Raw genomic sequence first — 24339 nt, forward strand, 5'->3', positions numbered from 1 at the left:
AGCGGTTTCAAAGCCGAGCAAGGGCCGTGGGCAATTCACGCAGATCGGCTATGGTCAGCGTTCCGTAGGGGAAGGGGTGGCGGCCGTCGGCATCGCGCACCCCGACGAAATGCAGGTTGAGGGCCGTTGCCGCCGCATAGTCCTGAACGGCATCGCCGACGAAGGCAACGCGGTCGGGACGCAGGCCGTGGCGGGCGATCAGCATGGCTGCCGTTTCCGCCTTGCTTGGCGGGCTGCCATGGACGGACACGAACCGGTCGGTCATGCCCCGTCGCTCGGCGATGCGCAGCATTTCCTCATGCGGCGTCGCGGAAATGATGAAAAGGGCGGGCCGGCCGGCATGGGTGGCCAGGAAGTCCGTCGCGCCGGGAATTTCGGCGCAGGCGATCACCGCCTCCTCCACCGCTGCGGCAAAACCGGCGACCATCCGGTCCAACCGCTCCTCGTCCACGGCGCGGCCGAGGATGTCGCGCTCGAAGCGCGCCAGCTTTTCCCGCCGCGGCATGCCACCGTTGTCCCGGTGATAGGCGCGGATGGCGTCCTGAACCTCCGGGCCCTCATGGGCATACAGTGTGGCGAAGGTCTCGCCCTTCAGGTCGTTGGAATCGCACAGCACGCCGTCGAAATCGAAGATGATCGCGTCCCACCGTTCCTGCAGCCTGCCGTCCATACCGTACTGTCTCCTGATCTCGATTGTTGAGAAGCGATGCCGGTCATGGGAAGCCGGACAAGGATCGGGCGCACCTTGCGCCATCGCCAACAGGCCGGCAGCGATCTTGCGCATCATTTCGCTCGACGATGCGAGGTCAACCGTCGCCATGGATGGCTCCTGATCTCGATCGGCTGGCACTATGGGAGCTATGGCAAAGCCTGTCAATTTACCGGCAAGTCCAGGGTGAGGCGCCATTTGTGCCGCTTCGTTGCGAACCTCGACGGCAAACGGAGACACGTAAAAAGCCTCCGCTGCCGCAGGCACCTCCGTCGAACTTTGCAACCAACCCAAGGATCGTGAGGTTTCAGGCCGCGACGAGCGCGGCGGCGAAGCTGCGGTAGCTGTGCAGCGGGCGGCCCAGCAGCCCGGTCAGCCGTTCGACGTCGCCGGCTTCGGGGATCATGCCGTCGCTGACATAGCGCTCGGCCATCAGGCGCATCTCATAGGCGGTCCATTTCGGCATGAAGGAGGCCATGGTCTGCTCGAACCCGCTGGGATCGTCGCCGCCATAGACCACGGTGCGGCCCAGCAGATCGGACCAGATCGCGGCGACCTGCGGACCCGTCAGCGTGTCGGGGCCGACGAGGTTGATGATGTCCACCGGCAGTTTCCCCGGCGCCCGGTCACGACGGATCAGTTCGATGGCCGCAACCTCGGCAATGTCCCGTGCGTCGACCATCGCCACGCCCTTGCTGCCGATCGGCATCGGGTAGACGTCGTGGTTGGTGATCACGTCCTTGATCATCAGCTCGTTGTCGATGAAGTAGGACGGGCGCAGGATGGTGGCGCTGAAGCCCATTTGGTCGAGCATGCGCTCGGCGCCGAACTTCACGGCGAAATGCGGCACGTTCACCGCACGGTCGGCCTCGAACACCGACTGATAGACGACCCGTTCGACGCCGGCCTCCCGCGCGATGTTCAAGGTGACGATCGCCTGGGTGAACTCGTCGCCGGTGACGGCGTTCAACAGGAACAGGGTGCGGACGCCGCGGAAGGCGGCGCGCAGCGCATCGATGTCCAGCATGTCGCCCTGGGCGATTTTCACGCCGGCGGGGAAAGCGGCCTTCGACGGGTCGCGGGTCAGCACGCGCACCTCGGCGCCGCGCTTGACCAGCTGGTCGACGACATGGCGGCCGACACGGCCGGTGGCTCCGGTAACGAGGATGGTCATGGGGTTCACTCCGCTTTGGGGTTCGGTTGACGCCCTTGACTTTACCGATCCATGCAGGGTCCGATAGGCGGCGAATTTGGACAGATCGTCTCACTGGTGGAACGGATGGACCTGCTTGCTTTGGCCGATTTCAATCTGGTCGCCCGCCACGGCGGGTTCGGCAAGGCGGCGCGCGCGGCCGGCCGGCCAAAGGCGACCTTGTCGCGGCGCGTCGCGGAGTTGGAAGCGAGCCTGGACCTTCGCCTGTTCGAGCGCGGTTCCCGGACACTCAAGCTGACGGCGGAGGGCCAAGCGCTGTTCGAGCGGACCGGCGCATTGCTGACCGAACTCGACGAGACGGCGAAGGCGATTGCATCCGGCGGCCACAGCCCCCGCGGACGGTTGCGGATCAGCGCGCCGCTGCTGTTCTCGCAGACCGCCATCGGCAAGCTGGCGGCCGGATTCCTGCGCAAGTACCCGGAGGTTCGGCTTGAGATCGTCACGGAAGACCGGGCTGTCGACATGGTCGAGGAAGCCTATGATCTGGTCATCCGTGTCAATCCGGACCCGGACGCGGGCCTTGTCGGACGCGTTTTCCTGCGGGATCGCCTCGTCGTGGTGGCAAGCCCGGACCTGTCGTTCCCCGCCGGCAACGACACCGTTCCCGTCGTCACCCGTGGATCGCCGGGACAAGTCGGAGGAAGGCCCGCATTGTGGGAGATTGCGACACCGGACGGTCCGTCGACCATCGCGGTCGAGCCGATGCTCAGCCTATCGTCCTTCATCATGGTCCGCGATGCGGTTCGCATGGGCGTAGGGGCCGCCCGTCTGCCGCTGTCGCTCGCCGCTCCCGATCTGGCCGCCGGCAGGCTGGTGAAATGGGGCGATGTGGTCGGCTCCGAGACGGAGTTGTGGGTGCTCTACCCGACGCGGCGGCTGCTCAACGCGCGCGTCTCAGCCTTCCTGGAGCATCTGAAGTCGGCGTTTCCGCAGGGAACCCCGGAAGAACTTGCGGCCTATGTCGAGGGGTGACGGGACGGTTACCCGGACTGCGCTCCCTCGCGGTGGCGGCGCACATGATCGATCAGGGCGCGGAGCTTGGGCGTCACCGTCCGCCGGCTTGGAAAATACAGGAAGAAGCCGGCGAAGGGCGGCAGCCAGTCGTCGAGGATCGTGACCAGCTCACCGCGTTCGAGATAGGGCTGGAACGTCTCCTCGATCCCGAAGGTGATGCCGGCGCCGGCGAGCGCCGTGCGAAGCATCAGCAGCATGTCGTTGGTGGTGATCTGCGGCTCGACCGACACGTCGAACGCGTGTCCGTCCTTCTCGAACTCCCACCGGTAGGGGGCCGTGTCCGGCTGCGGTCGCCAACCGATGCAGCGGTGGCTGACGAGGTCGCGTGGGTGCTCCGGCGTCCCATGACGGGCGAGATAGCCCGGTGTCGCCACCGCGATCTGGCGCTGGTCGCCCGTCAGCGGCACCGCGATCATGTCGCGCTCGATGACCTCGCCGAGACGCACACCCGCATCGAAGCCGGCAGCGACGATATCGAACTCCAGATCGGTCACCGTCACGTCGAGGGAGATGCCAGGATAGGCCTCGCTGAAGGAGGCGATCAGCGGCCCGGACAGGAAGCGCTCGGCAATCGAGGTGGCGGCGATCCGCAGCAGACCGCGGGGTTCCGACGCCGAGCCAGACGCCGCATCGATGGCGCTCGCGATTTCGGCCAGCGGGGTTGAGATCTGCGCCAGGAAGCGTTCCCCGGCTTCGGTCAGCCGCACGCTGCGGGTGGTGCGCAGGAACAGCGCCTGTCCCAGCGCCGCCTCCAGGCGCTGGACGCCCTGGCTCACGGCCGAGCGCGTCACCCCGAGGCGGTCGGCCGCCGCGCGGAAATTGCCGGTCTCCGCCACCGCGGCGAACAGGGTCAGGAGATTCAGGTCGATCTGCATTGGTTAGCTGTTCTAACCGCAGCGTCCAGCAACAGGCAAGTTATCTCGACAGCGGTACAATGCCAACTTCTGGTCACGGACGGCGACTGAACGGCGTAATGACCGCCGCTGGCAGCCGTCGCAACCACCGAGACACAGGAAATCGTCATGACCATCGACCAAGTCGTTCTCGTCACCGGTGCGTCCAGCGGCATCGGCGAGGCCACCGCGCGCATTCTCGCCGGGGCCGGTGCCACCCTGATGCTGGGGGCGCGGCGGACCGGGCGTCTCGACGCGCTTGTCCGGGAAATTCAGGCGAAGGGCGGCAAGGCCGCCGCCCGCGCCCTCGACGTGGCCGACCGAGCCAGCATGGAAGGCTTCGTTGCCGAAGCCAGGGACCGCTTCGGCCGGATCGACGTCCTCGTCAACAATGCCGGCGTGATGCCGCTTTCCCCGCTCGCCTCCCTGAAGGTTGAGGAATGGGACCGGATGATCGATGTCAACATCCGTGGCGTCCTCCATGGCATCGCCGCCGTCCTCCCGGTCATGGAGGCGCAGGGTGGCGGGCATGTCGTCAACATCGGTTCGGTCGGCAGTTTCGAGGTGGTGCCGACCTCCGCCGTCTATAGCGCGACCAAATTCGCGGTACGGGCCATCACCGACGGATTGCGGCAGGAAAGCGAGACGATCCGCACGACCTGCATCTATCCCGGTGTGACGCGCTCCGAACTCGCCGACACCATCACCGACGAGACGGCTGCCCGCGCGATGGTCGAATACCGCCGAAACGCAATCGAACCGGACGCCATCGGCCGCGCCGTCCTCTTCGCCATCGAGCAGCCGCGGGATGTCGGTGTCAACGAGATCACCGTCCGCCCCGTCGCCCGCGGTTGAGGGCAGAACTCGCCGATCCGTCGGGAGTTGCCGGGGCTGTTCGCCCCGGCCGCCTGCCGCGCGTCATGCACAGGGCAGCCCTGTGTAAACGGTAGATAAACTTGACGATGCCCGCAAATCCTTCGTAAAAATTGCGTCATGAACACGCAAGGGGGAATAAATGTCGGGCAGAGAGAAATTTTCTCTTAAAAAAGCGCTTCTCATCGGCGCGTGCATGTTCTTGCCGATGCAGGCGAGCGCCGCGTCGCCATCCACGGATACGCTCGCCGCGAAGCATGCATCTGCGAATTACAAGGAATTTGTCGAGCTTCTCGCCATTCCCAACGATGCAGTTGTTCCGGCTGACATTCAGAAGAACGTCGCATGGCTGGAGCAGGCCTTCCGGAAGCGCGGCTTCCAGGCGCGTGCGCTGGAGAACAACGGCAAGCCGATGCTGTTTGCCGAACTGCCCGGCGCCGACCCTGCCAAGAAGACCATCCTGTTCTATGCCCATCTGGACGGCCAGTCGGTCACTCCGCAGCAGTGGAAGCAGAACAGCCCCTGGGACGCCACGCTGAAGCAGAAGACCGACAAGGGCGAGTGGGAGACGATCCCGCTGGAGAAGCTGTACGGCGATCAGGTCGATCCGGACTGGCGGCTGTTCGCGCGGTCGTCGTCGGACGACAAGGGTCCGATCATGATGCTGCTGACGGCGTTCGACGCGCTGAAGGAAGCCGGCCAGAAACCCAGCGTCAACGTCAAGATCATCCTCGATTCCGAAGAGGAGAAGGGGTCGCCGTCGCTGGGCGAGGTCATCCGGCAGAACGCCGAGCTGCTGAAGAATGACGCGCTGCTGGTGCTGGACGGCCCGATGCACCAGACCAACAAGCCGACGCTGGTGTTCGGAAACCGCGGCGTCGCCCAGGCGACGCTGACGGTCTTCGGCGCCAAGCAGGGCCTGCACAGCGGCCATTTCGGCAATTATTCCGCCAACCCGGCGATGCGGCTGGCGCAGTTGCTGGCATCCATGAAGGACGAGACCGGCCGGGTCACCATTCCCGGCTATTACGACTCCGTGAAGATCGATGCGGCGGCGGAAAAGATCATGGCCGCCGTCCCCGATGACGAAGCGGCGCTGCGCAAGCGGTTGGGCATCGCGCAGGCGGAGAAGGTCGGCAAGAACTATCAGGAGGCGCTGCAATACCCGTCGCTCAACGTCCGCGGCATGGCGGCGGGCGATGTCGGCGCCAAGGCGCGGACGATCATTCCGGAAAGCGCCGTCGCCGAACTCGACCTGCGCACGGTTCCGGAAACGCCGCCTGAACAGCTGATCGGCATGCTGAAGACGCATATCGAGGCGCAGGGCTATCATCTGGTCCAGGGCAATCCGACGGACGAGGACCGGGCCAAGTACGACAAGCTGGCCTCCCTGGCTTCGGAGGAGGTATCGGCCTCCAGTTCTGCGGCGCGGACCGACATGCAGGCTCCGGTCGGCGACTGGCTGTACCGCTCCTTCAAGGCGACCTATGGCGAAGAGCCGGTGCGCATCCGCATGATGGGCGGCACCGTGCCCACCGGCGCGGCGGTCGAGGCGCTGAAGGTGCCCTTCGTCATCGTCCCGCTGGTGAATGCCGACAACAACCAGCACAGCTACGACGAAAACCTGCGCGTCGGGAATTTCGTATCGGGCGTGAAGGGCCTGATCGGACTGCTCCAGCAGCCGTTCTGATCCCCGAAGCGGTGCGTCCGGGCTCCCTGGCGCGGCGCACCGCCTGACCGAATGTGCTCGACACTGTGGCGGGCTCAGCCTTTCATGGGCCGACGCGGGCATGTCGTCAGCAGGCGTGGCCCGGCGTCGGTCACGAGAACGGTCTCGCTCAGGGCAACGCCCTGCGCCGACGCATACATGTGGAACACCTGCCCCGGCTCCAGACGGAAGTCGGCTCCGGGGTGGAAGGACTGCGAGAAGTCGCTCGGCCGCGGCGTGCGGGCATAGAGGCCCATGGCGTAGCCGGTCACGTTGCCGTAGTCGCTTCGCAGCCCGGCATCCAGCACCGCCGTCCGCAGCAGGGAATCGACATCGCGGGCCGCCGCTCCCGGACGCATGGCGGCGATCTGCCGGTCCTGAATCTCCGCCAGTTGTTGGAAGGTCTCCCGCGCCCCGGCCGGCGGGTCGCCGACGAAGACCGGCCGCATCAGCCGGGCGCCGTAGTTGCCGACCCGCGGCGTCAGTTCGACATGCAGGATGTCGCCTGGCATCAGCGTCCGGTCGAGGCCGCTGCCGTGCAGGAAATCGACGTGGCCGCCGGTTCCATGGCCGCCCGACACCAGAATCGGCCCCGGTCCGCCGTCGTCGGCGCCGAGCCGGAGCTGTGCCGCCGCAGCCGCGGCCGCCACTTCCCGCACCGTCTGGCCGGGAGGGACATGGCCTTCCAACCCCAGCATGCATTGGTCGGCGATGGCCGCCGCCGCTGCGATGGCGTCGATCTCGTCGACGAACTTGCAGGCGCGCACACGGTCGCTCACTCCGGGCAGCGGAACGAACCGGGCATCGGGGAGCAACCCGGCAAGGCGTTGCGCAGTGGCGGCGGTGTGGCCGTAGGAGACCGGATCGACGCCGATCCTCGCGCCGGAGAAGCCGCGCGCCGCGAGCGCTTTCGCCACCGCGCCATGCGGATCCTCGTGGTCGTCGAAGGTCGCCACCTTGTCGAACCACACCCCGGACCGGCAGGGGCCGGCATCGATGGAGCGCAGGACGAAGCAGGGGGCGCCCTCCATCGGCACGATGACGGCGCGGTAGAGCGTTTCCGACACGGTGTAGCCGCAGATCCAGGCGATCAGCTCGGCATGGTCGGCCAGGAAGGCGTCGCAGCCCCCGGCCGCCATGGCCTCGCGCAGCCGGGCCATCCGCGGCGCAAAGCGCTCGGCCGCTGCGCCGCTCATCCGCAATCCTCCACGCCGCAGATCTCCAGGATGGTCAGCATGTAGACGCGGATCATGTCGAGATAGTCGTCGATGTCGACGCGCTCGTCCGGCATGGTGTTGTAGCGGCCGCCGGGACCGCAGACGACGCCCTCCATGCCGCCGGAATGCTGGAGATGGCCGGCGTCGGTGCCGTAGAAGCCGGGCGGGGTGATGGCGCCGGTCGGCTGGTCGGTGCCGCGCACCGCACGATAGGCGCGGTTCACCGCCTGGACGATGGCGCTGTCCTTCGCCACCTCGAAGGTTGGCATGGTCGGGGTGCCGCCGCGGTCCTCGGAGAAGACGCTGGCCTTCAGGCCGGGGAAGCGCGCCTCCAGCGCGTCCAGTTCGCGCCGCAGGTCGGCCAGCGCCCCGTCCTCGCTCTGGCCGGTGGCGTAGCGGGCCGAGCCCTTGATCCGCACGAAGTCGGCAACCTGGGGCGAGCGCCACTCGTGCAGTTCCTTGCCCAGCGCGCCGTGGACGACGCCGACATGGACACGGTTGATCGTCGCGTGCTCCGGCGACTTGGCGCCGGACAGGGCCAGGGCGTTCAGCCGCGGGATCAGGTCGCAGGCGGCGACGACGGCGTCGACCGCCTCCTCGCGCTTGGACAGGTGGCGGGTGTCGCCGACCAGTTCGATGACGAAGCTCAGCGCCGCCGCGTGCATCGTCATCGCCTGAAGGTCGGTCGGCTCGCTGTTGATGAAGCAGTCGGCGCGCAGCCCCTGCTCCATCAGCGCGAGCGTGCCGACGCCGCCCTGAAGCTCGCCCACCACATAGGTCAGGATGACGTCGCCGCGCAGCTTCACCCCGGCGTCCATCAGGGTCTTCACCGCGCAGAAATAGGCGGCGTCGCCCGCCTTCATGTTGGAGCAGCCGATGCCGTAGATGAACTTGTCGTCGATCTTTCCGCCCCAGGGATCGACGGTCCAGCCCTCGGTCACCGGGTTGGTGTCGATGTGGCCGTTGAACAGCAGGCTCTTGCCGCCGCCGGTACCGCGCCAGCGGCCGACGGCGTTGACCCGCCCGCCGGGCACCGGCGTCAGTTCCGCCTCCAGCCCCAGGCCCGACATGGAGGCGGCCATGAAGCGGGCCAGTTCGCGCTCGCCCTCGGTCTGGCTGTAGCTCTTGTGCTGGACCATTCGGGCCAGGAAGGCGAGGGCGGCATCGGTGTCCAGGCGGGCGAGAATCTCTGCGGTGTCCATGGGAGGGATCCTAAAGGGTCAGCCGACGGGGGTCGGCGAGGCGGCCATCAGGTCGCGCGTGTAGGGGTGGACATGGTCGGCGTCGACCGTGTCGATGGGCAGCAGGTCGATCAACTCGCCCCGGCGCATCACGGCGATGCGGTGGGCGATCTGGCGGATCAGGTTGATGTCGTGGGTGATGAAGAGATACGCGGCCCCGGTCTCGGCCCGCAGCGCCAGCAGCAGCTCGATGATCGAGGCCTGGACCGACACGTCGAGCGGGGCGGTGATCTCGTCGCAGATGACCAGCGAGGGCTTGGCCGCGAAGGCGCGGGCGATGGCGACGCGCTGCTTCTCGCCGCCGGAGAGCTGGTGCGGCCAGCGCGCGGCGTAGGCGGCCGGCAGCCGCACCTGTTCCAGCAGCCGGCCGATCTCCGCATTCAGGTCGGTCGAGCGGCTGCCGAACAGCTTCAACGGCCGCGACAGGATCTCGCCCACCGTCTGGCGCGGGTTCAGCGAGCCGTCGGGATGTTGGAAAACGATCTGCACCGCGCGGCGATAGGCGCCGTCCATGTCGCGGGCCGAGCCGATCGGCCGGCCGTCGAAGCGGATGCCGCCGGAGAAGTCGGCCAGCCCGGTCAGCGCCCGTGCGATGGAGGATTTGCCGGACCCGGATTCGCCGACGATGCCCAGGATCTCGCCGGCCTTGATGTCGAAGCCGACCGCTTGGGTCGCCGGTGGCGGGGGCGGACGGAACAGGCGCGGCCGGGCATAGCGGACCGAGACCGCCTCGGCGGCGAGCAGGACGCGCTCCCCCGGCCGGTCGTGGACCAGCCGGTTCTCCGGGCGCGGCACCGCCGCCACCAGCTTGCGGGTTTCCTCGTGGGCGGGGCGGGCGAAAATCGAGGCGGCCGGCGCCTCTTCCACCAGCCGGCCCTTCTTCATCACCGCCACCCGGTCGGCGACACGCGAGACCAGCGCGAGGTCGTGCGAAATGTAGAGCGCCGCGACCCCCGTCTCGGCGCGCAGCCGGGCGAAGAGGTCGAGGATGCGGGCGCCGGTGATGACGTCGAGCGCCGTGGTCGGCTCGTCGAAGACGATCAGCTCCGGCCGGCAGCCGAAGGCGGTGGCGATGAGGATGCGCTGCTTCTCGCCGCCCGAAATCTCGTGCGGATAGCGCCGCATCAGCGCCTCGGGGTCGCGCAGCTCGACATGGCCCAGCAGTTCCAGCGCCAAATCCCAGGCGGCGCGCCGGGTCAGGCCGCGGTTGTTGACCAGCGTCTCCGTCACCTGCCGGCCGACGGTCAGCGTCGGGTTCAGCGCGGTCGACGGATCCTGGAACACCATGCCGATGCGCCGGCCGCGGATGCGGGTCAGCTCGCGCGGCGGCAGACCGCGCAGGTCGGTGTCGCCGAGCCGGATGCTGCCCGACAGCTCGCGGGCGTTCTTCGGCAGGTGCCGCATGATCGCCCAGGCCAGTGTGCTTTTGCCCGAACCGGATTCACCGACCAGCCCCAGCACCTCGCCGGGTGCGATGTCGAGGCTGATGTCCTGCAGGACCCGCAAGGGACGGCTGCCGGTGAGATAATCCAGCGTGTAGTCGCGCAATGAGAGGACTGCGGTCATCGTTCGTCCCGCGGGTTCATGGCGTCGCGCAGCCCGTCGCCGAGCAGGTTGAAGGCGATGGCGGTCATCGCGATGGCCAGCGACGGCGCTATGAGGATCCAGGGCGCCTGATGAACGTACTGGCGCGCCTCCGCCACCATCAGGCCCCATTCGGAAGCCGGCGGCTGGGCGCCGAGGCCGAGGAAACTGAGGGTGGCGAACAGCATCACCGCGAAGGAGACGCGGATCGTCGCCTCGATCACCACCGGGGCCATCACGTTGGGCAGCATCTCGCGGAAGATGATCCAGAACGCGCTTTCGCCGCGCACGGTGGCCGACTTGACATAGTCCTGGCCGCGCACGGTCAGCGCCACCGCGCGGGTGACGCGGGCCATGCCGGGGGCGAAGGTGACGGCGATGGCGATCATCGCGTTGCCGGCGCCGTTGCCGAGCGTGCTGACCAGCAGCAGGGCGAGCAGCAGGCCGGGCACCGCCATCACCGCGTCGATGGTGCGCATGATCGCCTCGTCCCAGCGCCCGCCGAGATAGGCGGACGCGGTGCCGACCACGGCGCCTGCGACGGTGCCGAGCAGGGTGGCGGCCAGCGCCATCGGCAGGGTGGAGCGGGCGCCGACCAGCAGGCGGCTCAGCACGTCGCGGCCGAACTGGTCGGCGCCGAACCAGTTCTGGGCGCCGAGCGGACGGAAGCGGCCGAGGAAGTCCATCTTCTCCGGGTCGTGGGGGGCCAGCCAGGGGCCGAACAGGCAGGCGGCGGCCAGCACCGCCAGCAAAATCAGGCCGATGGCGCCTTGCGGCGTGCGCATCAGGCGGCGCAGCAGGTCAGTCATAGCGGATCCTCTTGTCGAGGACGGCGTAGGCGACGTCGGCCAGCGTATTGGCGACGGCGTAGGTCGCCGACATGATGAGGGCGCCGGCCTGGATCGACGGCAGGTCGCGGGCGGTGACCGCCACCATCAGCTGCCGGCCGATGCCGGGAATGGCGAAGATCTCCTCGATGACGATGATGCCGCCCAGCAGATAGCCGACATCCAGCGCCACGATGGTGACCACCGGCAGCAGCGCGTTGCGCAAGGCGTGGCGGACCAGCACCGTGCGTTCCGGCAGCCCTTTCAGCCGGGCGGCGCGGATATAATCGCTGTGCAGCACGTCGAGCGTTTCCGACCGCACCATGCGGGCGACATGCGCCACGAGGATCAGCGAGGCGGTCAGCACCGGCAGGGCCAGATGCCGGACCGCCCCGCTGAAATCCTCCAGCGGGGAGACGTAGCCGGTGGCCGGCAACCATTGCAGGGTGTCGGCCAGCAGCATGGCGAGCAGCGTCGCGGTGACGAACTCCGGGAAGGAGACCCCGAGATAGGAGATCAGCCCGGTCGCCATGTCGGCCGCCTTGCCCTGGCGCACCGCCGCCAGCATGCCCAGCGGCAAGGCGATCACCAGCATGACCAGGATGGCGGCGACGGCCAGCAGAAGCGAGCGGCCGAGCGCCGTCAGCATCTCCGGCCCCACCGGCTGGCCGGTGCGCATCGACAGGCCGAAATCGCCGGTCGCGGCATGGCCGACCCAGCGCAGATACTGCCACCAGATCGGGTCGCCGAGGCCGAGGCGCTCGCGGATCGCGTTCAGCGCCTCGGCGGTGGCGTTCTCGCCCAGCAGGGTGACGGCGGCGTCGGCCGGCAACGCCTGGGTGATGCCGAAGACCAGCACCGACACAATGAACACCGTGTAGAGGATCAGCGCCAGCCGCCGCAGGAGCCAGGATGCGCTCACGGCCTCAACTCCGCTTGGGCGCAGCCGCCCCGAGCGAGACGAAGTCGAGGCGGAACACCGAGCCGCGCGGGTGGAGGTCGTAGCCCTCGACATAATCGCGCCGCGCCGCCAGCAGGTCGAAGAAGACCGGGATGACCGACGGCACCTCGTCATGCATCAGCTGCTGCGCCTTGGCGTAGAGGGCGGCGCGCTCGGCCTCGTCGGTCTTGGTCCGCGCCTCGGCGACCAGGGCGTCGAACGCCTTGTTGTTCCAGCGCGTCTCGTTCCAGGCGGCGTCGGACGTGTAGAGCAGCGAGAAGACAGCGTCGGCGGTCGCCTGCATGTTGTAGAAGCCGACGTAGAAATTGCCCTTCTTCCACACCTGATCCAGGTAGGTGGCGTGCGGCATGGTCTGTACCTGGATGCGGAAGCCGGCGGGCTTCGCCATCTCGCGGATGGCGACCGCCAGTTCGGTGCGGGTGCCCGGCTTGTCCGACGCGATCATTGTCAGGTCGACGCCGTTGGGATAGCCGGCCTCGGCCAGCAGCTTCTTCGCCTGGGCGAGGTCGGCCTTGCGCAGCGGCTGCTCACGATAGAAGCGGTAGGCCGGGCTGATCGGCGTGTCGTTGCCGGGCGTGCCGTAGCCGCCGGCAACGAAGCCGACCATCGCCTCGCGGTCAATGGCGAGCGCAAGCGCTTTGCGGATGCGCGGGTCGGAGAAGGGCTTCTGGTCGCAGCCCATGTTGACGTTCAGGAACTGGCCTGACGGCACCCGCAGCGCCTTGACGCCGGAGGCCTTCTCCAGCCGCTGGTATTCGCCGGGGGCGGTGCCCAGCATCAGATCGATGTCGCCGGAGATCAGCGCCGAGGCTTCAGCGGTGCGGTCGGGATAGACCAGCACCTCGACCCGGTCGAGATAGGGGCGCGCCGGGTCGTAATAGGCCGGGTTGCGCTCCACCACGATCTTGCGGTCGGGTTCGAAGGAGACCAGCTTGAACGGGCCGGTTCCGACGGCGCTGCGTGACAGGCTGTCGAGGTCGGTCTCGATCACCTTGGCCGGGACGATGCGGGCGTTGGTGTAGGCCAGCGCAACCGGCAGGTCGGCATAGGGCGAGGTCAGGCGGAACAGCACCGTCCGCTCGTCCTTGGCCGTCACCTCCTTGATCGGGCCGACATTGGTGCGGCCCGGCGAGGCGGTCTTGGGATCGAGGATGGCGGTGAAGGTGGCGACCACGTCGGCGGCGGTGCAGGGCGAGCCGTCATGGAAGGTCAGGCCCGGCCGCAGGACGAAGGTCCATTCGGTCAGCGTTTGATCCGGCGACCAGGATTCGGCGAGGTCCGGCTCCACCTTCATGCCGGCGGCGAGCCGCGTCAGGCCGGAATAGAGCAGCTCGGCCACCAGATATTCCGGATTCACGCGGGTGCGCAGCGGGTGGATGACGCTGGCGGCCTGATCGACCGAAATGCGCAGCACGCCGCCGCGGCGCGCGGCGCTCTGCTGCGCGAATGCCGGTGAAGCACCTGACAGGCTGAAGGCGGGCAGGGCGCCGAGGCTGGCGGCGGTTCCGGAGAGGAAGAGGCGGCGGGTCACGGAACTCATCGGTCGGACTCCTTCTGCGGGCCGCGGCCTGGGGTCGGCACGGCGTTCGGATCAGTCGTTTCGGGGATCAGGTCGGGAGCGAAGCCGGCGGCCAGATAGGCCAGCACGCTCTGCGCCAAGGCCACGATGTCGGCGACGGTGGTGTGTTCGTCGGGGGAATGGACGTTGCTCTCGGGCCGGCCCAGCCCGGTCAGCAGCACCTCCCGCATGCCGGTGCGCTGGACCCAGCCGAAGTCGGAGCAGCTGGCGGCCCCCCAGGCGCGGAACTCGTCCGGGCGGTAGCCGAAGCCGGCCGACAGCGCCGCCTGCCAGCGCGACCAGTGCGGGCCGGTCGGATCGCCGGTCGGGGCGAGATGGCCGACCAGCTGGATGTCCACCGCGATGCCGGGGCTCGCTGCCATCGCACGGGCGACGGCCGTTTCGATCTCCGCCCGCGCCTCCTCGTAATCCTCTTCCGGCGCATAGCGGCGGCAGACCAGGATCTCGAACAGGGAAGGGACCTGCCCGCCGCAGATACCGCCATGGGCGGCGGCGATGTCGAGCCGGGCGGCCAGCGGACCGGAGGCGGTCGGAGGCGGCGGCAGGGCCGAGGTCCGCTGTGCCACCACCGGCTTGAGGTCGGTCAGCGCCTGGAGTAGCGGCAACGCCGCCTCGATGGCGTTGGCGCCGCAGCCGGACTTGTTGCCCTCGCCGGCATGGACGGTGTGGCCGTGGAGCCGGATCTGCAAATTGAACAGGCCGAAGCAGCCCGACCAGATGCGCGGTGCCGCGCTGCCGTTGAAATTCAGGACATGGCCCTTCAGCAGTCCTTGTTCGGCAAGGTAGCGCACGCCGGGATAGAGCCCGCCCTCCTCGTCGGTGCAGAACAGCAGCATCGGGTCGTAGGCGAGCGGCAGGCCGCAGGCCTTGGCGGCGCGCAACGCCAGCAGCACGGCGGCGATGGTGCCCTTCATGTCGGCGGCGCCCAGCCCGTACAGCCGGTCGCCCTCGCGGGTCAGGCGAAGCGGGTCCTTGTCCCAGCCGGCGGCGGCGGGCACGGTGTCGACATGGAAATACAGCCCGAGAACCGGCTTGCCCGTTTCCCGTTCGCCGATGAGATTGGTGCGCCGGCCGGACGCCGGCCCGCCGGGCACCCGCCAAAGGGCGTCGGGGACGACGACCCGGCTGGAGCGGAAGCCCAGCGGGGCGATCAGCTCATCCATCAGGTCGGCGAAGGCGTCGTAGCCGGCACCGGGGGGAAAGGACGTGTCGACAGCGATCATACGGGCGAGATCGGCCACGGCGGGTTCCGCCGACCGCACGATCCAGGCCATTGCTGCATCGAGGCCATCGTCGCCGGTGGTCTGGCCGCTTCCGTGCCGATTGTCCATGACAGGCTCGCTGTTTTCTATATTCTATAAAGAAATGTGACCGGCGCACAAATCTTTGTCAATCGTCAAGATTCGAGAAATTTCTGGCTATTTTCGAGGCGGTCGTGAACAAAAAGACGGCAAACATGGCGGGTGACCTGCCGATCCCGCTCTACGAGCACGTCAAGCGCCGCATGGCGGAAGCCATTCTGCTGGGCGAATGGCCGCCCGGCATGGTGCTGCCGGGCGAGGTCGCGCTGGCCGCCGATTATGGGGTTGCGGTGGGAACGATGCGCCGTGCGCTGGCCGACCTGACCGCGGATGGCATGCTGATGCGCAGGCGCAAGACCGGGACGGTGGTCACCGGGCGCACGCCGCAGCACAGCCTGCGCTTCTTCTTCCAATATTACCGCCTGCATGGCGGGGACGGCCAACTGCTGTCGTCCGAGGCGGTGGTGACCGAGGTCGGGCATAGCCCGGCCACCGCAGACGAGGCCGCCCTGCTGGGCGAGGCACCGGGCGAACCGCTGATCCGCATCGCGCGGCTGCGCCGGGTGGAGGGGCGGGCGGTGATGCGCTCGCACATCGCGCTGGTGGCCCGCCGGGTGCCCGATTTCCCGCTGGAATCGTCACTGGTGCCGCAGCGGCTCTACCTCCACCTGCTCGACGTCCACGGCATCCGCATTTCCGCCGTGCGCGAGCGGGTCTCGGCCGGGCTCGCCACGGCCGAGGATCGCGCCGACCTCTGCGTCCCCGACCCGACGCCGCTTCTGGTCATCGACGAGGAGGCGTTCGACCAGACCGGAACCCTGACCATCATCAGCCACCACAGGACGCTGACGGACGAGCACCGCTACGTGAATGAAGTGCGCTGACGGACGAGAGGGCATGGCACCGTCGACAGCGGTTGACCGATATCCCGCGGTGCGGGAGCGTCCGACGCTTCAGATGTGCAGGTATGTTTCCTGAATGTCGGCCGCCCGACCCAGATCCGCGCTGCTGCCGCTCCACACCGTGCGGCCCTTCTCGATCACCGCGCAGGCGTCGGCGAGGCGCAGAACCGCCGACAAATTCTTGTCCACCAGCAGGATCGACTGGCCCTCGCGCTTCAGCGTCTCCAGCACCGCCCAGATTTCGGCGCGGATCACCGGTGCCAGCCCCTCGGTGGCCTCGTCCAGGATCAGCAGGCGCGGGTTGGTCATCAGCGCCCGGCCGATCGCCAGCATCTGCTGCTCGCCGCCCGACAGCCGGTTGCCCAGGTTGCGGCGGCGCTCACGCAGGCGGGGGAACAGCTCCCACACCGCCTCCAGCGTCCAGCGCGCAGCCCCGGCGCCTGGGCCATTCCCACGGGCGGCGGCGGTGGCGACCAGGTTCTCCTCCACCGTCAGGGTCGGGAAGATCTGGCGGCCTTCCGGCACCAGCCCGACGCCAAGCCGCGCTACCCGGTGCGGCGGCATGCGGCCGATGCCCTGGCCGTCGAAGCTGACAGTGCCGCCCCAGGGCGGGATCAGCCCCATCACGGCGGAGATGGTGGTCGTCTTGCCCATGCCGTTGCGGCCCATCAGCGCCAGCACCTGCCCGGCCTCGATGGACAGCGACACGCCGAACAGCACTTGGCTCTGGCCGTAGCCCGCCGTGAGATTGTCGATTTTCAGCATCACGCCAGCGCGTCCTCTCCAAGATAGGCGGTGCGGACTTCCGGGTGGCCGCGGATCTCGTCCACTGTGCCGGTGACGATGACGCGGCCATAGACCAGGACGGAGATGCGGTCGGCCAGGGCGAACACTGCCTGCATGTCATGCTCGACCAGCAGGATGCCGTAGCGGCTGCGCAGTTCGCGCAGGATACCGATCAGCCGCTCGGTCTCCTCCGGCCCCGCCCCGGCCAGCGGCTCGTCGAGCAGCAGCAGGCGCGGGTTCATCGCGATGGCGATGGCGAGTTCGAGCTGCCGCTTCTCGCCATGCGACAGGGCGGCGGCGGTGCGGTCGGCGACCCGTCCCAGCCCGACTGTGTCCAGCGCCGCGCGTGCCTCTTCGTTCAGCGCCTTCTCGGTCGCGACCGGGCGCAGGAAGCGGAAGGAGGAGCCGCTGCGCGCCTGCACCGCCAGCGCGACGTTCTCCAGCGCGGTGAAGCCCGGCACGATGTTGGTGATCTGGAAGCTGCGGGCCAGCCCCAGCCGGGCGCGGCGCTCGAACGGCAGGGCGGTCACGTCCTGGCCGGCGAAGCGGATGGTTCCGCGGTCCGGGCGCAGCGTGCCGCTGATCTGGTGGATCAGCGTGGTCTTGCCCGCCCCGTTGGGGCCGATGATCGCATGGATTTCCCCCGGCAGGACAGTCAGCGACACGTCGGAGGTCACGGTCAGCGCGCCGAAATTCTTGCTCAGGCCGTGCAGTTCCAGCAACGGATCAGGCATCGGCACTCCTCCGCTTGGGCGAAGCGAACCGGAAGGCGGCGCGCAGGCGCAGCGGCGCGTCGACCAGCCCGTCCGGCAGGAACAGCACCGACAGCACCAGCAGCGGCCCGAACACCAGCCGCCAATAGACCAGCAGGTGCGACAGCGTTTCTTCCAGTAGCACGATGGCGAGCGCCCCCAGGATCGCGCCGCCGAGCTGGCCGACACCGCCGAGGATGACCATGAACAGCAACTCCCCCGACCGGGTCCAGGACAGCAGGGCAGGGGACACGAACTCCGTCGCGTTGGCCAGCAGGGCGCCGGCCAGACCGCCGACCGCCCCTGCCATCACATAAGCGACCAGACGGTAGGGGTAGGGCTGGAAACCCACCGCCAGCGCCCGCTGAGGATTCTCCCGCGCCGCCCGCAGCACCCGGCCGAACCGGCTGCCCAGCAGCAGGGTGCCGCCTACCCACACCAAGGCCAGCAGGCCCAGGCACAGGAAATGGAAGGTCAGCCGGCTGTCCATGATCCGGCTTCCCAGCCACTCGGTGCGGGCATAGAGCGTGTAGCCGTCGTCGCCGCCCAGGCTGGAGAAGGAGGAGGTGGTGAAAAAGGCCATCTGGCCGAAGGCCAGCGTGATCATGATGAAATGAACGCCGCTGGTGCGCAGCGACACCGCTCCCGTCACGAGCGCATAGACGGCCGCCGCGGCGATGGCGGTGGGGAAGACGATCAGCCCCTCGCTGACCCCGGCGGCATCGAAGGCGACCACGGCATAGGCGCCGATCCCCATCGTCGCGGCATGTCCCAGGCTGACCAGCCCGGCGCCGCCGACCAGCAGCGACAGGCTGACAGCCGCCATGCCCAGGATCATCGCGCGTGCCAGCAGGCTGAGCGCAAAGCCGTCGCCGAAGCCGAAAAAGGGGGCCGCCGCCAGGGCAAGCAGCGTGACCAGGGCCAGACCATGTTTGCGGAAGGTTTTGCGGAACGGGGCGGTCATGCCGCGCGTCCTCCCGGAAAAAGCCCGGCCGGACGGAAGAACAGGATGGCGGCCATGACGATGTAGACCAGCATGGAGGCCAGCGCCGCCCCGGTCTGCCGGGCCGCAGACGGGTCGAGCAGCAGCCGCAGCAGGTCGGGCAGCATTGCCCGTCCGATGCTGTCGAGCAGTCCGACCAGCAAGGCGGCGATGAAGGCGCCGCGGATGGAACCGACGCCGCCGATGACGATCACCACGAAGCACAATATCAGCACGGTGTCGCCCATGCCCGGCGCCACCGGGAAGATTGGGCTGGCCAGCGCCCCGGCGAAGCCCGCCAGCATCGCCCCGAAGGCGAAGACGACGGTGAACAGGCGGCGGATGTCCACCCCCAGCGCCGACACCATGGCGGGGTGGGTCGCCCCCGCCCGCACCAGCATGCCGGCGCGCGTCCGCTCCACCAGGAACCACAGCAGCAGCGGCACCACGATGCCGATGCCGATGATGACCAGCCGGTAGGTTGGGTAGAGCAGCCCGGGCACGATCTCCACCCCGCCCATCGGGCCGCCGGTCAGCCCGGACGGCTCCAGCACCGTCTGCGGCGCGCTGCCCCACAGCGCCCGCGTCGCCTCCTCCACCGTCAGGATCACCCCGAAGGTGGCGAGCACTTGGGCGAGATGGTCGCGGCGGTAGAGATGGCGGAACACCAGCCATTCCAGCGCCAGCCCGACCAGCAGCGCCACCGGCAAAGCCAGCAGCGCCCCCAGCCAGAAGCTGCCGGTCCACACCCCCAGCGTGGCGGCGACATAGGCACCCAGCATGTATTGGACGCCATGGGCCAGATTGATCAGATCCATGACGCCGAACACCAGACTGAGCCCGGCCGCCACCAGGAACAATAGCACCCCGAATTGCAGGCCGTTGAGGGCCTGCACCAGAAGCATGGACATCGCGAAAGCCCCCCGTCAGCCCGTCCCGCCCATCACCCCATCTTGCAGGAGGCGGCGTAGCCGTCGGCGTCGGCGCTCAGCACCTTGCGCACGGTTTCCGTCTGGAACTTGCCGTCGGCGCGCTTGGCGACCTTGCACAGCCAGAAATCCTGGATCGGGAAATGGTTGGGCCCCAGCCGCAGCGCGCCCCGCACCGACGGGAAGTCGCCGGCCTCCAGCGCCGTGCGCAGCGCCGCCTTGTCGGCGACGTCGCCCTTGGTCCGGCGGATCGCCGCGTCCAGCATGTGGGCGGCGTCATAGGCGTGGGCGGCGAAGTTCGACGGAACATAGCCGTAGGCCGCTTCGAACTCCTGCACGAAGCGGCGGCTGTGCGGGTTGTCGAAGTTGGGCGCCCAGGTGGCGGCGGTGTAGAAATCGAGAGCCGACTCGCCCTGGGCCGGCAGGGTCGATTCGTCGACGGTGAAGGTGGACAGGAAGGGGATGTTGGCGAGCCCGGCCTGACGGTACTGCCGCACCAGATTGACGCCCAGCGCGCCCGGCATGAAGGTGAAGATGGCGTCCGGCTTGGCGGCGGCGATCTTGGTGACCTCGGTCGAGAAGTCGAGCTGGCTCAGCGGCACATAGACCTCGTCGACCACCTCGCCCTTGTAGCGGCTGCGGAAGCCGGCCACCGCGTCCTTGCCGGCCTGATAGTTCGGCACCAGGATGAACACGCGCTTGTAGCCCAGGTCCTGTGCCGCCTGCCCCATGGTCGCGTGCGGCTGGTCGTTCTGGTAGGCGCTGCTGAACAGGAAGGGGCTGCATCCCTTGCCGGCGAGGGTGGAGGGACCGGCGTTGGCGGTGATCAGGAAGGTGTTGCTCTCCGTCACCGGGCGGACGATGGCCTGCAGCATGTTGCTGAACACGACTCCGACGACGAAATCGACCTTGTCGCGCTCCAGCGCGGCGCGGACCTTGGACACCGCCACGTCGGGTTTCAGCTCGTCGTCGATCACCAGCGTCTCGACCGCCCGGCCGCCGAGCTGGTTGTTCAGCCGCGTCACCCCCGCCAGCCAGCCGTCGCGCAGATGCGTCCCCAGCGCCGCCCCCGGACCGGACAGCGTGCCGACGAAAGCCACCTTCACCGCCTGATTCTGCGCCCGCGCGATGGACGGTGCGAACGCGAATCCCCCGGCGGCGGCGACGGTTGCGGCTGATGCGGTCGTGGTGAGAAAGCTGCGACGATTCATTGATGGATTTCCCTGTTCCTGATGTGTCGGAAGCATACCCTCGCAGTCCGGCTTTTGGCATCCGTGTCTGTGCGGTGCGCCGGTTGTCCGTGGTGGGAAGCGAACTGTCCAGATCCGAAATCCGGTTCTTCCGAACCGGACCGGACTGTCTGGAAGGACGCCCGATGGCGGCGATGGCCCGGTTACGGGGGGCAAATGCTTCGCCCTGGCCAGCGCGCCGTCATGCCGACACTGAAAAGAACGCGGGAGAAACCCGTTCCAACTGTCGCCGGCAGAAGGGATGCCGGCTCAGAAGGCTATTGTCCGGCCTCCTCCCCAAGAACGGGGCGGGCTCCGATCTGGTTCATCCAGCCGAACCAGTCCTCGAGATGCCAGGTGTGGGTCAGCCTGCCGTCGGCGATTCGGTGGAATTCGTGGATCGCAACCCGGAAGGACCGCCCGGTCGGGGCAATCCCGAACCAGTCGCCGCTGTGCGTTCCGGTCATCACCGCCCGCACGGCAGCACGGCCGGGTGCACCGATGATGTCCAGAACCTCGATTTTGGCGTCCGGGAACGCTGCGAGAAATCCGCGAATCAGCGGCTTCATTCCCTCGCGGCCCGGCTGCTGGCCGGGATTGAGGGGAATGTCCTGCCAATCCTCGGTCACCGCCTCGTCGAGAAGGTCCGGGTTGCCGTCGCTGAAGGCGCGGTAGAGCGTCTCGACGGCGCGGAGTTCCTGCGGCGTGAGCCCGGTTCCGGTCACGGTGTCGTCCTGCGGTGCCATGGGGCTTGTCCTTTCGGGGATGCGATGAGGGGACGCTACCCGATGACCCGACATGCTTGAAATCGATCCTCAATATATGAAAACATCCATACCATGGATTTGCATGGCATCGACCTGAACCTGCTCGTCGCCTTCGATGCTTTGATGGCGGAGCGCAGCGTCACACGGGCCGGGGCCCGCATCGGCCGGACCCAACCGGCCATGAGCGCCGCGCTGGCCCGCCTGCGTGGGCTGCTGAAGGACGAGTTGTTCGTCCGCGGGCCGCATGGGCTGCAACCGACCCCGCTGGCGCTCGACCTGGCTCAACCGATCGGCCGGGCCCTGACCGAACTCCAGCAGGCACTGGCGTTCACGCAGAGCTTCGACCCGTCGACCTCCACCGCCAGCTTTACCCTGGGCCTGTCGGATCACCCGACCTTTGCCCTGCTGCCGGCCCTGCTGGAAATCCTGCGCGAACAGGCGCCGGGCGTCACCCTGCGCATCCGCAACTTCATCGCACGGGACGATGCCATCGGCATGCTGGACGCCGGCGAGGTCGATCTGACGGTCGGCGTGCCGCCGACCTCCAGCGGCAGGATTCTCAGCCGCATCCTGTTCGAGGAGCGTTTCGTCTGCGTCGTCCGCAGGGGGCACCCGACTGTACGCCCGCCGCTCGAACTGAACGGTTTCCTGGCGCAGTCGCACCTTCTGGTGTCGCCGGAGAATGAGAGTTACGGGGTGGTCGATGCAGCCCTGGCAAAGCAGGGATTGAAGCGCCGGCTGGCCCTGACGCTGCCGCAACTCTATGCCGCTCCGGCCCTGGTGGCGCAAACGGACCTGATCGCCACCCTGATGGAAGGCGTGGTCGCCGCCTCGGGACATGCGGAGCGGCTTTGCATCATGCCGGCCCCGCTCGACCTTCCGCCGATTCTCTTCGCCCTGTCCTGGCACCGCCGCAACGACGTTCACCCGGCACAGCGCTGGTTCCGCGACCTGCTGGCGTCGGTTCCGCACCGCGCCGGACTTCGTCCCCCTGCCGAGACGGCTATCTGATCGGGCGGTGAGCCTGTTCGGCGAGGCCGGTTCAGGAGCCTGCCGCTTCCGTCTTGAGCAGGCTGACGATGGCATCTGCGATCATGCGCTTGTGCCGGGTGCGCGTGTCGGTGGCGGCGAGATTCTGATGGAAGATCAGGTTGAAGGTGTGGCGGTTCGACACCCGGAAGAAACAGAAGGCGCTGATCATCAGATGCAGATCGATGGGCTGGATGTCGGCCTTGAACACACCCACCGCCCGGCCGCGCTCCAGAATGCGGGCCAGCGTGTCGATGACCGTGATGTTCAAATTGGCGATGGCCTTTGACTTCTTCATGTGTTCGGCGCGGTGGATGTTCTCGATGCTGACCAGCCGGATGAAGTCCTCGTGCTGCTCCTGATAGTCGAAGGTGAAATCGATCAAGGCGCGGATCGCCGCTTCCGGGTCCAGATTCTGGAGGTTCAGCCGGTTCTCGATGGCGCGGATGTCGCCATAGACCTTCTCCAGCACGGCAAGATACAGTTCCTCCTTGCCGCCGAAGTAATAATAGATCATGCGCTTGGTGGTGCGGGTGCGTGCGGCGATGGCGTCGACCCGGCCGCCGCTGAAGCCGAGCGAGGCGAACTCCTCCGTTGCCACCTCAAGGATGTCCTGGCGGGTGCCTTCCGGATCGTTCTTGCGGCTCGGCTTGGCTTTTGGAGTTGTTCCGGTCGCGTCGTCCGCCGTCATGCCCTGTTCCATTTTCATGCGGCGCAGAAAGCGCCTTCAACGGAGGTAATGGACGAACATGATAGAAAGCTCAATGGCGGAGTGGTGGAGCGTGCGGAGACGCTCCACCTTGAACTCTCCGGTCAGTTCGAGGCGCGCTTCTTTTCGATGGTGGCATAGGCCTGGGTGACCAGTGCATCACCGATCTCGGCCTTGTACTTGTCGACCACCGGCTTGACCTTCTCGCGAATCTTGGCGAGTTCGTCGGCCGGCAGTTCATCGATGGTCATGCCCTTCGCCTTCAGCGACGACAGCGCATCGGCCTCCTGCTCGCGCGACAGCTTGCGCTGGAAGACGGTGGCTTCGGCGGCAGCGCTCTGGAACAGGGCCTTTTCATCGGAGTTAAGCGTGTCCCAGAACTTCTTGGAGATGATCAGCGACTGCGGGTTGTAGATGTGCCGCGTGATCGTCATGTATTTCTGGACTTCGTTGAACTTGGTCAGTTCGATGGTCTTGGCCGGATTTTCCTGTCCGTCGACGGTGCCGGTCTCAAGCGCGCTGTAGAGTTCGGGGAAGGCCAGCGGCACCGGGTTGGCGCCCAGCGCCTTGAAGATGTCGATGTAGATCGGCGTCTGGATGACGCGGATTTTCAGGCCGGCGATGTCGGCGGCAGTCTTCACCGGCCGGCGGTTGTTGGTCAGGTTGCGGAATCCGAGGTCCCAGAATCCGAGCCCGACCAAGCCCTTTTCCGGCAGCTTCGCCATCAGTTGCTCGCCCACCGGACCGTCCAGCAGGGCGTCGGCCTCGGTCGCACTGTTGAACAGGAAGGGCAGGTCGACCAGCGCGAATTCCTTGGCCTGGGACACCAGGATGCCGGCATTCATCACCGACATCTCGACGATGCCGCCCTGCAAAGCCGACACGGTCTGCACGTCGCCGCCGAGCGTGCCGCCGGGGAACAACTTGACCTTGATCTTGCCGCCGCTCTTCGCCTCGACGATGTCGGCGAATTTCTGCGCACCCTGGCCCTGCGGATGCTCCTTGACGTTCTGGAAGGCGAATTTGACCGAACGGTCCTTGTAGTCCGCGGCGGCGGCGGCACCCGCGAACAGCAGGCCGGGCAGCAGCAGGCCGGCGAGCAGGGATTTCATGTGCGTCTTCATTGGGTTTCCT

The 24339-nt window shown here is 67.6% G+C and carries 23 protein-coding genes; 5 read left to right on the forward strand and 18 right to left on the reverse strand.

Annotated elements, in window-relative coordinates; all coding sequences use genetic code 11:
* Positions 1-7 precede the first annotated feature (7 nt).
* Both ACWPN8_RS19160 and ACWPN8_RS19165 read right to left on the reverse strand, forming a co-directional pair.
* Positions 8-949 (reverse strand): HAD family hydrolase, encoded by a 942-nt coding sequence (locus ACWPN8_RS19160; protein WP_492241874.1) that lies wholly within the window; start codon positions 947-949, stop codon positions 8-10.
* 67 nt (positions 950-1016) lie between these two features.
* On the reverse strand, positions 1017-1883 hold the full coding sequence (locus ACWPN8_RS19165) for an SDR family oxidoreductase (protein WP_492241875.1): 867 nt from the start codon (positions 1881-1883) through the stop codon (positions 1017-1019).
* Positions 1884-1988: 105 nt separating this feature from the next.
* On the opposite strand from ACWPN8_RS19165, the gene ACWPN8_RS19170 reads away from it, so the two are divergent.
* Positions 1989-2894, forward strand: coding sequence for a LysR family transcriptional regulator (locus ACWPN8_RS19170; RefSeq protein ID WP_492241876.1), 906 nt, complete (start codon positions 1989-1991; stop codon positions 2892-2894).
* 8 nt (positions 2895-2902) lie between these two features.
* Here the strand turns inward: ACWPN8_RS19170 and ACWPN8_RS19175 are convergent, their stop codons facing one another.
* Entirely contained in the window at positions 2903-3811 is a 909-nt protein-coding gene (locus ACWPN8_RS19175; protein ID WP_492241877.1) for a LysR family transcriptional regulator, read from the reverse strand.
* Positions 3812-3958: 147 nt separating this feature from the next.
* Here ACWPN8_RS19175 and ACWPN8_RS19180 point away from each other — a divergent pair, with 147 nt between their 5' ends.
* Positions 3959-4684: an SDR family oxidoreductase gene (locus ACWPN8_RS19180; RefSeq protein ID WP_109447813.1), complete on the forward strand. Its 726-nt coding sequence runs from the start codon at positions 3959-3961 to the stop codon at positions 4682-4684.
* Between the two features lie 214 nt (positions 4685-4898).
* Positions 4899-6392: a M20/M25/M40 family metallo-hydrolase gene (locus tag ACWPN8_RS19185; protein WP_199237617.1), complete on the forward strand. Its 1494-nt coding sequence runs from the start codon at positions 4899-4901 to the stop codon at positions 6390-6392.
* Between the two features lie 74 nt (positions 6393-6466).
* On the opposite strand, the gene ACWPN8_RS19190 is transcribed toward ACWPN8_RS19185, so the two are convergent.
* From ACWPN8_RS19190 to ACWPN8_RS19220, 7 genes are read right to left on the reverse strand one after another with little or no spacing between them, the layout of a single operon-like run.
* On the reverse strand, positions 6467-7606 hold the full coding sequence (locus tag ACWPN8_RS19190; protein WP_492241878.1) for a M24 family metallopeptidase: 1140 nt from the start codon (positions 7604-7606) through the stop codon (positions 6467-6469).
* Positions 7603-8829, reverse strand: a complete 1227-nt coding sequence (locus ACWPN8_RS19195; protein WP_492241879.1) for a M20 family metallopeptidase — start codon at positions 8827-8829, stop codon at positions 7603-7605. Before ACWPN8_RS19195 ends, ACWPN8_RS19190 begins: the two co-directional genes overlap by 4 nt.
* Positions 8830-8847: 18 nt before the next feature.
* Complete coding sequence (locus tag ACWPN8_RS19200) at positions 8848-10434, reverse strand: ATP-binding cassette domain-containing protein (RefSeq protein WP_492241880.1); 1587 nt, start codon at positions 10432-10434, stop codon at positions 8848-8850.
* Entirely contained in the window at positions 10431-11261 is an 831-nt protein-coding gene (locus ACWPN8_RS19205; RefSeq protein ID WP_492241881.1) for an ABC transporter permease, read from the reverse strand. The genes ACWPN8_RS19200 and ACWPN8_RS19205 overlap by 4 nt, the downstream gene beginning before the upstream one ends.
* Complete coding sequence (locus ACWPN8_RS19210; RefSeq protein ID WP_492241882.1) at positions 11254-12201, reverse strand: ABC transporter permease; 948 nt, start codon at positions 12199-12201, stop codon at positions 11254-11256. Before ACWPN8_RS19210 ends, ACWPN8_RS19205 begins: the two co-directional genes overlap by 8 nt.
* A gap of 4 nt (positions 12202-12205) precedes the next feature.
* The gene (locus tag ACWPN8_RS19215; RefSeq protein WP_492241883.1) at positions 12206-13780 is read right to left on the reverse strand and encodes an ABC transporter substrate-binding protein; all 1575 of its coding nucleotides are present in this window, start codon (positions 13778-13780) and stop codon (positions 12206-12208) included.
* Complete coding sequence (locus tag ACWPN8_RS19220) at positions 13777-15150, reverse strand: M20 family metallopeptidase (RefSeq protein ID WP_492241884.1); 1374 nt, start codon at positions 15148-15150, stop codon at positions 13777-13779. The genes ACWPN8_RS19215 and ACWPN8_RS19220 overlap by 4 nt, the downstream gene beginning before the upstream one ends.
* Before the next feature lie 125 nt (positions 15151-15275).
* Between ACWPN8_RS19220 and ACWPN8_RS19225 the strand changes: the two genes are divergently transcribed.
* Positions 15276-16004, forward strand: coding sequence for a GntR family transcriptional regulator (locus ACWPN8_RS19225; RefSeq protein WP_492241885.1), 729 nt, complete (start codon positions 15276-15278; stop codon positions 16002-16004).
* 69 nt (positions 16005-16073) lie between these two features.
* On the opposite strand, the gene ACWPN8_RS19230 is transcribed toward ACWPN8_RS19225, so the two are convergent.
* The 6 genes from ACWPN8_RS19230 to ACWPN8_RS19255 form a co-directional block, all read right to left on the reverse strand.
* Positions 16074-16787 (reverse strand): ABC transporter ATP-binding protein, encoded by a 714-nt coding sequence (locus ACWPN8_RS19230; RefSeq protein ID WP_492242100.1) that lies wholly within the window; start codon positions 16785-16787, stop codon positions 16074-16076.
* On the reverse strand, positions 16787-17542 hold the full coding sequence (locus ACWPN8_RS19235; RefSeq protein ID WP_492241886.1) for an ABC transporter ATP-binding protein: 756 nt from the start codon (positions 17540-17542) through the stop codon (positions 16787-16789). Before ACWPN8_RS19235 ends, ACWPN8_RS19230 begins: the two co-directional genes overlap by 1 nt.
* Positions 17535-18524 (reverse strand): branched-chain amino acid ABC transporter permease, encoded by a 990-nt coding sequence (locus ACWPN8_RS19240; protein WP_492241887.1) that lies wholly within the window; start codon positions 18522-18524, stop codon positions 17535-17537. Before ACWPN8_RS19240 ends, ACWPN8_RS19235 begins: the two co-directional genes overlap by 8 nt.
* Complete coding sequence (locus tag ACWPN8_RS19245; RefSeq protein ID WP_492241888.1) at positions 18521-19453, reverse strand: branched-chain amino acid ABC transporter permease; 933 nt, start codon at positions 19451-19453, stop codon at positions 18521-18523. The genes ACWPN8_RS19240 and ACWPN8_RS19245 overlap by 4 nt, the downstream gene beginning before the upstream one ends.
* Before the next feature lie 32 nt (positions 19454-19485).
* On the reverse strand, positions 19486-20682 hold the full coding sequence (locus tag ACWPN8_RS19250) for an ABC transporter substrate-binding protein (protein ID WP_109447785.1): 1197 nt from the start codon (positions 20680-20682) through the stop codon (positions 19486-19488).
* A 296-nt stretch (positions 20683-20978) separates the two neighbouring features.
* A complete protein-coding gene (locus ACWPN8_RS19255) occupies positions 20979-21446 on the reverse strand; it encodes an ester cyclase (protein ID WP_492241889.1) in 468 nt (155 codons plus the stop codon).
* A 93-nt stretch (positions 21447-21539) separates the two neighbouring features.
* Between ACWPN8_RS19255 and ACWPN8_RS19260 the strand changes: the two genes are divergently transcribed.
* On the forward strand, positions 21540-22478 hold the full coding sequence (locus tag ACWPN8_RS19260) for a LysR family transcriptional regulator (RefSeq protein ID WP_492241890.1): 939 nt from the start codon (positions 21540-21542) through the stop codon (positions 22476-22478).
* Positions 22479-22509: 31 nt separating this feature from the next.
* Here the strand turns inward: ACWPN8_RS19260 and ACWPN8_RS19265 are convergent, their stop codons facing one another.
* The gene (locus ACWPN8_RS19265; RefSeq protein ID WP_109452868.1) at positions 22510-23187 is read right to left on the reverse strand and encodes a TetR/AcrR family transcriptional regulator; all 678 of its coding nucleotides are present in this window, start codon (positions 23185-23187) and stop codon (positions 22510-22512) included.
* A 122-nt stretch (positions 23188-23309) separates the two neighbouring features.
* On the reverse strand, positions 23310-24329 hold the full coding sequence (locus tag ACWPN8_RS19270) for a TRAP transporter substrate-binding protein (RefSeq protein ID WP_492241891.1): 1020 nt from the start codon (positions 24327-24329) through the stop codon (positions 23310-23312).
* Positions 24330-24339: the final 10 nt, after the last annotated feature.

This window comes from Azospirillum sp. UENF 112521, from assembly GCF_058780665.1.